At 59.1% G+C, this 11,524-nt stretch carries 10 protein-coding genes; 7 read left to right on the forward strand and 3 right to left on the reverse strand.

The window, feature by feature from the left end; translation table 11 throughout:
* Nucleotides 1–3: 3 nt before the first annotated feature.
* The 7 genes from LB554_RS25930 (at nucleotide 4) to rfbD (ending at nucleotide 8,453) form a co-directional block, all read left to right on the forward strand.
* The gene (locus tag LB554_RS25930) at nucleotides 4–2,382 is read left to right on the forward strand and encodes a GumC family protein (RefSeq protein ID WP_224587647.1); all 2,379 of its coding nucleotides are present in this window, start codon (nucleotides 4–6) and stop codon (nucleotides 2,380–2,382) included.
* Nucleotides 2,270–3,529 carry a hypothetical protein gene (locus LB554_RS25935; protein WP_224587649.1) on the forward strand — a complete coding sequence of 420 codons (1,260 nt, stop codon included), beginning with the start codon at nucleotides 2,270–2,272 and terminating at the stop codon, nucleotides 3,527–3,529. Before LB554_RS25930 ends, LB554_RS25935 begins: the two co-directional genes overlap by 113 nt.
* A gap of 65 nt (nucleotides 3,530–3,594) precedes the next feature.
* Nucleotides 3,595–4,866 (forward strand): O-antigen ligase family protein, encoded by a 1,272-nt coding sequence (locus LB554_RS25940; protein WP_224587651.1) that lies wholly within the window; start codon nucleotides 3,595–3,597, stop codon nucleotides 4,864–4,866.
* Between the two features lie 152 nt (nucleotides 4,867–5,018).
* Complete coding sequence (gene rfbA, locus LB554_RS25945; protein ID WP_015318725.1) at nucleotides 5,019–5,900, forward strand: glucose-1-phosphate thymidylyltransferase RfbA; 882 nt, start codon at nucleotides 5,019–5,021, stop codon at nucleotides 5,898–5,900.
* On the forward strand, nucleotides 5,901–6,455 hold the full coding sequence (gene rfbC, locus LB554_RS25950) for a dTDP-4-dehydrorhamnose 3,5-epimerase (protein WP_224587653.1): 555 nt from the start codon (nucleotides 5,901–5,903) through the stop codon (nucleotides 6,453–6,455).
* Nucleotides 6,456–6,480: 25 nt separating this feature from the next.
* On the forward strand, nucleotides 6,481–7,551 hold the full coding sequence (gene rfbB, locus LB554_RS25955) for a dTDP-glucose 4,6-dehydratase (protein ID WP_224587655.1): 1,071 nt from the start codon (nucleotides 6,481–6,483) through the stop codon (nucleotides 7,549–7,551).
* The gene (gene rfbD, locus LB554_RS25960; protein ID WP_224587657.1) at nucleotides 7,548–8,453 is read left to right on the forward strand and encodes a dTDP-4-dehydrorhamnose reductase; all 906 of its coding nucleotides are present in this window, start codon (nucleotides 7,548–7,550) and stop codon (nucleotides 8,451–8,453) included. The genes rfbB and rfbD overlap by 4 nt, the downstream gene beginning before the upstream one ends.
* Before the next feature lie 51 nt (nucleotides 8,454–8,504).
* Here rfbD and LB554_RS25965 read toward each other — a convergent pair whose 3' ends face one another.
* From LB554_RS25965 to LB554_RS25975, 3 genes are read right to left on the reverse strand one after another with little or no spacing between them, the layout of a single operon-like run.
* A complete protein-coding gene (locus LB554_RS25965) occupies nucleotides 8,505–9,623 on the reverse strand; it encodes a glycosyltransferase (protein WP_224587659.1) in 1,119 nt (372 codons plus the stop codon).
* Nucleotides 9,624–9,683: 60 nt separating this feature from the next.
* Nucleotides 9,684–10,799, reverse strand: coding sequence for a glycosyltransferase family 4 protein (locus LB554_RS25970; protein WP_224587661.1), 1,116 nt, complete (start codon nucleotides 10,797–10,799; stop codon nucleotides 9,684–9,686).
* Between the two features lie 53 nt (nucleotides 10,800–10,852).
* Nucleotides 10,853–11,464 carry a NeuD/PglB/VioB family sugar acetyltransferase gene (locus LB554_RS25975; protein ID WP_224587663.1) on the reverse strand — a complete coding sequence of 204 codons (612 nt, stop codon included), beginning with the start codon at nucleotides 11,462–11,464 and terminating at the stop codon, nucleotides 10,853–10,855.
* Between the last annotated feature and the right edge of the window lie 60 nt (nucleotides 11,465–11,524).

An 11,524-nucleotide genomic window follows, 5' to 3' on the forward strand; every position in this document is an offset into this window, starting at 1 on the left:
GCCATGCTCGATCGCAACAGGCAGCCCCAAATTGCCGGTCCCGGACATCGCCAAGCCCTGTCCGCGGATCTTTATTACGATGGGGCGCAGGATTATAGCCCGTATGGCCGTGACTATGCCGCCCAGGACGAGGGCTTCAATCCGCTCCGTTTGCTGTTCTATGTCATCCAGTATCGCTGGCTGATCGTCATGATGGCCGTGGCGGGCCTCGTCGCCGGTGTCATTGTGACGATGATGCAGACACCCAAATATCAAGCGACGACGCAGCTGGAGGTTCTGGTCCCTTCGGCAAAGGTCTTCCAGGACATTGAGGTGGTTTCCGAAAACAGTGACGTCCGGGCGTTTCTGACCGCCCGGGAGAAATTGAAGAGCAGGGCCTTGGCGCAGCGCGTGGTCTTTCAACTGGGCCTAGCCGAAAAGCCGGACTTCCTGTTTCCGACTCCGAGTTTTTCAATAGGCAACATCTTCTACCGCGCCTTCGGAATTTCCAAATCGCCCTCGATCCAGGAAAAGACGCCCGAAGAGCGGGAAGGCATGGCGATCAAGCGCGTCCTCGATGATCTCACGGTCAATCTGGTGACGAACACCAGCCTGCTGTCGATCACCTTCGTCGACCAGAAGCCGAAATATGCGAGCGATGTCGCCAATCAGGTCGCCCAGAGCTTCATCGATCAACGTCTCGACCAGACCAGCGAGACGTCGGATCTGGCAAGGCAGTTCATTCAGGAGCAGGTCCTGCAGGTCAAACAGAAGCTGCAGAAGTCCGAGGAGGAACTGGTCGCCTATGCCAAGGATGCCGGCATTACCGTCACCGGCGGCGACAAATCGCTGATCGGGTCAAACATCGAGGCCCTCAACACGGCACTCGCGACCGCAATCCAGGAGCGTCTCGATGCCGGGCGGATGGTGGATCAGGTGGACAAGGGGCGTGGCGCCAGTCTCGGTCCGGTTCTGGAGAGCGAAGGCCTGCAGAAGCTCAGTGAAAAGCTCGCGGACCTCACAAGCCAATACCAGCAGAAATTAGGCATCCTGAAACCTGGCTTTCCAGAAATGCAGCAGTTGCAGTCGCAGATCAAGGAACTGCAGCGGCTCTACAACAATGGCGTGCTGGCGATAACCGACTCGCTACGGTTGAAATTTCAGGAAGCGCAGAACAAGGAAGCCGACCTCAAGGCCAAGCTCACGGAGCTGGAAAAGCAGCAGATCGTCTTCAACGACAAGAACATCAAATACACCATCCTCAAGCGCGAGGTCGATTCCAATCGGTCGCAGTATGACGGCCTGATCGCCAAGCTGAACGAAGTCGGCGTGAGTTCTGAGCTGAAGACGCAAAGCGCTGCCGTTGTCGATTTCGCGACCCGGCCCTTGAGCCCTTATTCTCCTCGCCTTAGCATCAATCTTGCAATAGCCCTGGCGCTGTTCATGGCCTTGAGTGCGTCGATCATCTACATCGTCGAATTGCTCAACAACACCTTTACAAATCCGGAGCAGATCGAAAAAGAGCTCGGATTGGCCATGCTCGGCATCTTGCCGCTCGTCGACGACCGGGAACTCATAGCCAGCATAGCCGATCAGAAGTCGGGGCTTTCGGAGGCCTATCGTTCGTTGCGGACGTCGCTGCAATTCTCAGGAGCGGAAGGGGCGCCGCGTTCGCTGCTGGTGACCAGCTCCGAACCGTCGGAGGGTAAATCGACCACATCGTTCAAGCTTGGCCAGGATTTTGCCGCTCTCGGCGCAAAGGTTCTGCTTGTCGACGGTGATTTGCGCAAACCCAATCTGCATCGGCTGTTCGGCCTCGACAACGCGATCGGCTTGAGCAATCTCCTGACAAATACCGTTCGAAAGGAAGATCTGGCTGGCATCTTCAGAGCGACGAAATATCCCAATGTGACTGTTCTGACGTCGGGGACGATACCGCCGAACCCGGCGGACCTGCTCTCTTCGCCCAAAATGGCGCTGATCATCACCAATCTCGGCAAGCGCTTCGATCTGGTCATCATCGATGCGCCGCCCGTCGTTGGCCTTTCGGATGCGCCGATCCTCGGCCGGCTTGCCGAAGGCACGCTGATGGTGATTTCCACCAACCAGGTAACCCGCAAATCCGCCAAAACGGCTCTGAAGCGTCTACGAGCAGCCGGAGCGAATGTCATCGGGGCAGCGATGTCGAAATTCCAGGTGAACAAGTTCGACTACAACTACGCCTACAAATATATGAATTACCAGTATTACGAATACGGCACGAATACCCCGAAAATCGAGGGCAAAGTCGATGGTGGAGCAGACCAGCCCGCGCATGCAAAGTCTCCTGCGTTCAGGCGTTTGGTTCGTCGCCTCCGTTCTGGTGTTGATGGCTTCGTCGAACGGGCTAAGTCGTCTTCTTGAGACGGGAACGCCGAGCGTCTCTCTCGCGCTGGATCCGTTGAACGTAGATGCTTTGATAGGCGAGATCGCCGGCGAACTGAACCAGACGAACGACGGTGCCGATCTCGATGGGTTGGCCGCAAAGGCCCGAAATGCGCTTCGCTTCAACGTCGCGGATGCACGCCTCTATAGCCTGATCGGTGAGATCAAGTATCGCCAGGGCGAGAAGGACCAGGCGTTCGAACTCTTTGATCGGGCTCGAATGCTGTCCAAGACCGAAATACACGCATTGCAGAGATCCATCGATCGCTCCGTCGAGACGGGCAACCTGGTAAGGGCTGTAGCCGAGATCGATATCTTGCTGCGTCGGTGGCCTGATCAATTTTCAACCGTGGCCGCCGGTTGGCCGGCCATTCTCGCCAATCCCGAAGGGTACGGGGCCGTGCTCGCCGCCATCCGGGCGGAGGCGCCATGGCGGGGCAAGCTTTTTTCGACCCTTGGCCAGAACCCCCAGGGTTTGGCAGCCGCAAACCAACTGTTGCTCGATCTCGCGGGGTCCCCGACGTCTCCAACGTCCAACGAATTGTCGGCCGTGATCGATGGCTACATCAAGCAAAGGCAATATGACCCGGCCTATCGGCTGTTTCTCTTCAGCCTGTCCGACGAGGAACGGAAACTGGGCGGCTACATTTTCAACGGCGGCTTCGAACCGGTCCACAGCGGCAAACCATTCGACTGGGTGATACACGACCGGTCGGGTATGGAGATCACCTTCGCCGGATCGCGGGATGCAGGTGAAAGCGACAGCGGAGCGACGATTCGATTTCTGAACACGCCCGTCAAGAACGCGGCGCTTCAGCAATTTATCGAACTTCCTCCTGGCTCCTACAGGATTTCCCTGAACGCTTCGGCCACGAATCTCAAACTGCCGAAGGAATTGTTCTGGTCTCTCAGATGCGTCGCTCCCTCACACGAGATCGCGCGCTTCAACATACCGGAAGGCACCTTCAACAGGCGAAGCCTGAGCCTGGACTTCACGGTTGGGCCGGCGGCGTGCCCGATGCAGTTGCTGAGACTGGAAACGGCCGCGATCGCACAGAGTTGGCGGTTTCGGTATGTCGGGACGTTGGTCATGCACAAATTGAGCATCGAAAGTGTATCGTCGTGAGAGAACGGTCGCGACAGCCCACGCAGTGGGATAAATATCTTCTTGGCTCGGTGCTCTTTCTATCGATGCTGATTGGTGGCGGCACCGCGAGCGGTCTGTACACCGAGACGCTGATCGAGATTGCGGCGGTCATCTCCGCCGCGGCGATCCTCTCGAGGCCGTCGCAACAGGCAATTCCCCGCGCCGTGTTGTGGTTGCTTGCTCTCGTGGTTGCGGTGTTCTGTTTTCAGGTCGTGCCGCTGCCCGGCGCCCTGCTCGAGGGGGTGCGGCCCGCGGTGCTGCTTGCGGATCCATGGCTGGATGGCGAAAGCCGGTTGCGCTTCGTCAGCGTCGGAGTGGGGCGCACCATCGAGTGCATGCTCTATTTTGTCGCGGCCGCGGCGTTCTTCCTCGCCGTCCTGCGCCTGCGCGCTGAGCAGGTCCACGGTCTTCTGCCGTTCTTTTTCATGGGGGTGATCTGCAATGGCCTGGCGGCGGCGATCCAGTATTCGCTCTCCGATACCGTTGCCATCGAGGGACTGCTGCCGTTTACCATCAATGCGGGTCTCTTTGCCAACCAGAACCACTTCTCGGCCTTGCTCTTCGTCTCGATCCCCTTCGTGGTTTATTATGGCTTGTTCCGCGGCCACCTTCTTTCAGGAGCGCTCGGTCTAGTAACCCTCCTGCTGCTGCTTCTGGCCGCCGGTTCGCGGGCCGGCATTTTGATCGGGCTGGCGATCACCGCCATCTCCGTTGTCTTCCTGTCCGCGCGCTCGATGGTTGGTGGTTATGGCATCCTCGCGGTTTTCATCGGTCTTTCGATCTACACGATCGGCGCGTGGGCAAAGATCGATGCCAAAGTGGTCGACCCGGCCTTTGGACGAGCCGAATTCGCACGGACCACGATTGAGGGAATTGAACAGAATTGGACCACCGGTGTCGGATTTGGTGCTTTTCAGAAGGTTTACCAGATCCATGAAAAAGGCAGCATGATCTTCAAGTCTTATGTCAATCACGCGCACAACGATTATCTGGAATTGGCGTTGGAGGGCGGTTTGCCGGCTATCCTGCTGATGGTTGCCTATGCGGTGCTGCTGTCCGCATCGTCAGCTAGAATTCGCGGAGAACCGTTGCAGAAGGCGGCCTTTCTGTCGCTGGCTTTTCTGCTCGTTCATTCCCTCGTCGATTATCCCTTGCGAACCGCCGCCCTTGCGATGACGTTTGCCTGTTTGAACGGTATTGTCTTTCACCGCGGTTTTGCCGATCGGCTCGACCAGAGGGATGAACCGGGCAAGGCCAGCCGCCGTGACGAGGACAATCTGCTTGTCCCGGCCAAGGCATCGGCCTTGCCAAGGTAGAACCAGGTGGGTTCGGCCGAAGCGGGAGGCGCCGGTAGACCGGTATCGAACCCAGCCGATGCGTTTGTTGCTTGCCGCGATTGACAAGCCAATGCATGAAACCTAAGCACAGGCCCTGAGGGGAGGGACTTAGGCATGGCAAGGAGAGCTTCTTGAAAGGAATCATCCTTGCTGGAGGCAGCGGAACGCGTCTTTATCCGTTGACCTTGGCAGTCTCTAAGCAAATACTCCCAATATACGACAAGCCCATGATCTATTATCCGCTGAGCGTTTTGATGCTCGCCGGAATCCGCGAGATTTTGGTCATTTCCACGCCACGGGATCTGCCGGTTTTCCGCGATCTGCTAGGCAACGGATCGGAATTTGGGCTTGAGCTGACCTATGCCGAGCAGCCGCATCCCAATGGTCTGGCGGAAGCCTTCATCATCGGCCGTGATTTCATTGGTGCGGATAGTGTATCGATGATCCTGGGCGACAACATTTATTTTGGCGATGGGTTGTCGAAGCTTTGCCGCACGGCGGCATCGCGTGAAAGCGGCGCTTCGGTGTTCGCCTATCATGTCGAGGATCCCGAGCGCTATGGCGTGGTGTCTTTCGACAAGGCGACCGGAACCGCGCTGACGATCGAGGAAAAGCCACAAAAGCCGAAGTCCAACTGGGCCGTCACGGGTCTCTATTTCTACGACAACGATGTTGTTGAAATCGCCTCGACGATCCGGCCCTCGGCGAGAGGCGAGCTCGAAATCACGGCGGTCAACAATGCCTATCTCGAGCGTGGCCAGTTGCAGGTGCATCGGCTGGGACGCGGTTATGCCTGGCTCGACACAGGCACCCATGACAGCCTGGATGACGCTTCTTCGTTCGTGCGCACAATCGAACGCCGCCAAGGCATCAAGGTTGCCTGTCCGGAGGAAATCGCCTTCGAACAAGGGTGGCTGAGCGCTGACGAGGTGTTGCAGCGTGCAGCTCGCCTGGGAAGGAACGAATACGCCGCCTATCTACGCCGACGTGTCGTCGAGCTGTCGGAGGGCTAAATGCTCGAGGTGAGATCCCTTGGCATCGAAGGTCTGCTGGAAATCATTCCCAAACGCCATGGCGACGCGCGCGGTTTCTTCATGGAAACCTACAATGCCGAGCTCTTTTCGCAGGCCGGGATCGACCTGGTTTTCGTGCAGGACAACCACTCCTATTCCGCCGCCGCGGGCGTGCTGCGCGGGCTCCATTACCAGCTGGCGCCGCGTGCCCAGGACAAGCTGCTGCGGGTGATCCGCGGCAGCATTCTCGATGTCGCGGTCGACATCCGCCGCGCCTCGAAAACCTTCGGAAACTGGGTCGCCCTCGAAGTGTCGGCGCAAAAAGGCAACCAGATCCTGGTGCCGAAGGGCTTCGCGCACGGCTTCGTCACGCTCGTGCCCGACACCGAGGTGCTGTACAAGGTGACCGACACCTATTCGCCCGAGCATGACCGGTCGATCCGTTTCGACGATCCTGCCATCGGCATCGAATGGCCGTCGCTGGCCGGCGGCTTCCAGCTTTCGGACAAGGACCTCAAGGCGCCGCTGCTCGCCGTCGCCGAGGTATTCGCCTGATGGGTGTTTGCGTGAGGATTGCGGTATGAATTTTCTGGTGACGGGCGGTGCCGGCTTCATCGGCTCGGCGGTATGCAGGCATTTGTGCGCCAACCCGGCCTACCGGGTGACCAATCTCGACAAGCTGACCTATGCGGGCAATCTGGCCTCGCTGCGGTCGATCGAGGACGCCCATAATTACAGCTTCGCCCAGGCCGACATCTGTGACGAGAGGGCGGTGCTCGACCTTCTGCGCCGGCACGACATCGACATCGTCATGAACCTGGCCGCCGAAAGCCATGTCGACCGCTCGATCGACGGACCGGGCGCCTTCATCGAGACCAACATCGTCGGCACCTACAAGATCCTCAACGCCGCGCTGGAATACTGGCGTGGCCTGTCCGACGACAGGAAAAGCCGCTTCCGCTTCCATCATGTCTCCACCGACGAGGTGTTCGGCGACCTGCCTTTCGACGGCGGCATGTTCGTCGAGGAGACGCCCTACGCGCCGTCCTCGCCCTATTCCGCCTCGAAGGCGGCCTCGGACCATCTGGTGCGCGCCTGGCACGAGACCTACGGCCTGCCGGTCGTGCTTTCCAACTGTTCGAACAATTACGGCCCCTATCATTTTCCCGAGAAGCTGATCCCGCTCGTCATCCTCAACGCGCTCGACGAAAAGCCGCTGCCGGTCTATGGCGCCGGCGCCAATGTGCGCGACTGGCTGTTCGTCGAGGATCACGCGCGCGCCTTGGAACTCGTCGCCACGAAAGGGCAGCCGGGCGAGAGCTACAATGTCGGCGGCAATTCGGAACGCACCAACCTTGCCGTCGTCGAGACGATCTGCGACCTGCTCGACACCAGGCGTCCGCGCGCCGGCGGCAGGCGCTATCGCGAGCTGATCTCCTTCGTCACCGACCGTCCCGGCCACGACCGCCGCTACGCCATCGACGCCACCAAGATAAGCCGCGAGCTCGGCTGGACGCCCAGGGAGAATTTCGACAGCGGCCTGGCCAGCACCGTGGACTGGTTCCTCGACAACGAATGGTGGTGGGGGCCGATCCGCGAACAGCGCTATGCCGGCGAAAGACTGGGCGAAGCCCGCAAGTTGGGCGCGTGAGGCTCCTCGTCACTGGACGCGACGGCCAGGTCGCTGCGAGCCTGCTCGCGGCCGGCCAGGCGCGCGCGGGCGTGGAGGTCGTCGCCATCGGCCGCCCGGAGCTTGACCTGGCACGGCCTGACACCATCATCGACGTCATCGCGGGTGCCAAGCCCGATATCGTCGTGTCGGCCGCCGCCTACACCGCCGTCGACCAGGCCGAGGACGAGCCCGATCTGGCCTTTGCGGTCAACGCGACCGGTGCCGGCAAGGTGGCGGAGGCCGCGGCGAGGCTGGGCGTGCCGGTCATCCATCTTTCGACCGACTATGTCTTCGATGGAACCAAGGCCGATGCCTATATCGAAACCGACCCGACGGCGCCGCTCGGTGTCTACGGCGCCTCCAAGCTAGCCGGCGAGCAGGCGATGGCATCAGCCAATCCGCGCCACCTGATCCTGCGCACCGCCTGGGTCTACAGTCCGTTTGGCAAGAATTTCGTGAAAACCATGCTGCGGCTCGCCGCCGACCGCGATGAGATTTCGGTGGTATCAGATCAATGGGGAAATCCCACATCCGCACTTGATATCGCCGACGCGATCCTGCATGCGGCCGCACTGCTGCATGGCGACAAGGACTTCGCCGCGTTCGGCACCTGTCACCTGGCCGGCACGGGCGAGACCAACTGGAGCGGCTTTGCCCGTCATATCCTCGACACAAGCCGGGGGTTTGGTGGTCCCTGGGCGCGGGTACGGGACATCACGACGATGGACTACCCAACCAAGGCGCGCCGCCCTGTCAACTCGCGGCTGTCGAGCGCGAAATTCGGCGCGTCATTCGGATGGACGGCGCCGGACTGGCAGAAGTCGGCCCGAGAAGTGGTCCATCGTCTTGTAAGCGGGGGCTCCAATGGTCCCTATGCATGACCAAGCAGCGGCCGGTGGAAGGATTCACTGGTTGTCGCGGCGCAAAGCCGTTCAGCGGCGGCCACTATCGAGCTGGCGGTAGAGATCGGCATAAGCCTTTCCCATCCTGTCGGCTGTAAAGAGCCTGATGTAGCGATCACGGGCAGCTTGCCCCCAATTCGCTGCTTCGACGGGCGAATCGACGATCTGGTTGATGGCTTCGGCCAGGCGTGCTGGATTTGAAGGCGGAACGACTAGCCCCGTCTCGCCGGCTTTGTTCACATAACTTGTTCCCGTTCCGAGCTCACACGAAATCATCGGTTTGCCGCACATGGCAGCCTCCACCAGTGAAAGCCCGTAGGCTTCCGACCTCTGGTTAGACGGAAAAACGAAGCCGAGGCAGTTGCGCAGGAGCGCCATCTTTTGCTGCTCCGTGACCTCGCCAAGAAACATCACATTGTCGCGGCGCAACGTCTTGGCCTGAAGCTTGAGGCTCTGTTCGATAGGCCCCGACCCGGCAATAACGATCTTGCACCTGACCTTGTCGGCTGCCTCAATCAGCACGTCCAGCCCCTTGTAATAGCGCAAGACGCCGACGAATAGCACGAAAGGCTCCGCCACAGCCGCTTGGCACCAGCTGTTGTCGGCTTCGGTCGGCGTGGGATAAGCCGTTTCATCTATGCCGATGGGAATGATCGTCGATTTGCCCCCCAAGGCTCTGAGAACGGGGCTCGATTTCAAATAGTCCGGAGACGTCGCGACGATAGCGTCGACGTCCTTCAGGAAGCGCAGCATCAGCGGTCGATAAAGAGGCAGGATGAGTTTCTGTTTGACGATATCGGAATGGTAAGTGACGACCGTCGGTTTGCCGTGACGGGCGTGAAAATGCACGATGTCCATGAACGGCCATGGAAAATGGTAATGTATCAGGTCGGCATTTTTGGCGAGCGCTCTGAATTCCCGAAAGACCTCGCGTGAAAAACCGGTCGATGCCAGCTCGAAATCCAGTTTGGCCTTGCGGGCCATATGCCCATCGAAAGCCCGTGTGTTCTCGCCAGGGATTCGGCTCAACGAAAGCACTTCGGTTTCGATGCCGTGGCGCGCCGTGCTTTGCGCGATGGCATGGATCGTCCGCTCCACGCCGCCAAACGTATCCGGCCAGTAGGTCTTGAAGAAGTGCAGGACTTTCAAACGCGGGTCTTCCGTCTTTGCTCGATGGCCTGCTCAAAGATCTCCAGCTTGCCTTTCATATCAGTGCTTTCTCGCGGCGATGGCCGACTCAAATGCCGCCGCCAGTTCCGAGGCACTTTTTCTCCAGCTAAACCGGAGCGCGTTAAGCGGCGCCTTCTCAGCCAGTTGCGAACGCAAGGTGTTGTCGAGCGCCAGGCGTTCTATGGCGGTCGAGATATCTTGAACATCGGTCGGGTCAACGAGAAGGGCAGCCTCGCCAGCTATTTCAGGCATGGACGACAGATTCGAAGTCAGGACAGGCGCTCCAAACGCATTTGCTTCGATAATTGGAAATCCGAAGCCTTCGTAGAGGGATGGCATGGCAAGAAATTTGGCTCGGCGGTAAAGGACCGCAAGGTCGCTATCTGTGACATACCCCGCCAACCGTACCTCCGGCTCGATCTTAAGACGCACCATGTGCTCGCGAAGGTTTCCAAGACGCCACCCCTGGCCTCCCGCTATCACGAACAACAGATTTTTCCTCACAGGTTCGGGAAGCAGCGCATATGCTTCCAGCAGCTTTTTCAAATTTTTGCGCGGTTCAAGCGTGCCGACAAAAAGGGCGTAGTCGCGGTCGATGCCGTTGTCTGCAAGCACGGTGCTGGTGCCGTCATCGTCCAGCCTCGTCAGCCCCGGATATATAACACGCACTCTCTTGGAGACCGATGGATACAACTTCCGAACAGCGTCGGCCGTAGAGTGCGAGACTGTGATGATCTCGTCCGTCGAGAATATGGCTGGTCGCATAAGGAAGCGATCGCCGAGCCAACCCCGCAAACGCATTGTGGACGCCGCATGATGCCACACGAGATCATGAATGGTCACAACGCGTGGGATATGCGGATCCAAATTGAAAGGCAATCTATGAGCGGGTCCCCAAAAGACGTCGATTTTGTCGCCGGCCGCCTGTTGCGGCAGTGTGGTCTGAGACCAAATCATGCGCCTGACATTACCTGCATGACCGGATATCCGGAACGTCGCGCCCGATAGGCCGGACAAATCCGAGATCGGTTTCTCGGGGAGATAAAGGAAGATATCGTGACCAGTTTCCGCCAACCCGCGGCACATCTCCAGCACATAGCGGCCAATGCCTGTGAGATTGTGGACCAGGTTACGGGCATCAATGCCGATTTTCATCAATCGGGCCGTTTTCTTCTGTTCGAGCCTGAAAGGAAAGCGGCTGGCGTTGTCTAGCCGTGGGCTCGACGAGCCGGCGTGCCTGTATACACGCCAGGCACTTCAATGTCTCGCACGACCGTTGCACCAGCGCCGACAATGACATTGTCACATATGCTGATCCCATCAATCACGGCCGCACCTGCGCCGACCAGAACTTGCGCGCCTATTCGGCAACGGCCTGCAACGGTCGCATTGACGGAAATATGCGAAAAATCGCCGATCACGCATTCGTGGTCGACGATTGCGCCGCTATTGATGATGACGCCTCGGCCGATCTTTGCGAGCGGTCCCACATGGGCCTGATGAGCGATCAGCGACCCTTGCCCGATCTCACATTGCCTGCCGACAGAGGCAGTCGGTGCAACAAGCGTTGCAAGAGGAAGAAGCGCGCTCTCGCATTGCGCGCGTCGCCGCGCATTGTCACCCGAGGCTGGAAACATGAGCCAGCCAACCCCAGCCGCATTGCTGGGAAGAACAGCGACAGCAGGAAAGCCGGCAAATTCCTCACCGGCCTTTGCCTGTTCATCGACGAAGAGCAGATCGTCGAAACCTGTCGACAAGGCTATATCTCCTACGCTGCGCGCATGGCCGCCAAAGCCTAGAATGAAAAGGCCTTTGATCATGATGATGGGGTCATGCCTTTTCGCCTACCACGAGCGGCCATTGCGTCGGCACTTACAATC

Source organism: Mesorhizobium sp. CO1-1-11, from assembly GCF_020164995.1.
GTDB classification, from domain to species: Bacteria; Pseudomonadota; Alphaproteobacteria; order Rhizobiales; family Rhizobiaceae; genus Mesorhizobium; species Mesorhizobium australicum.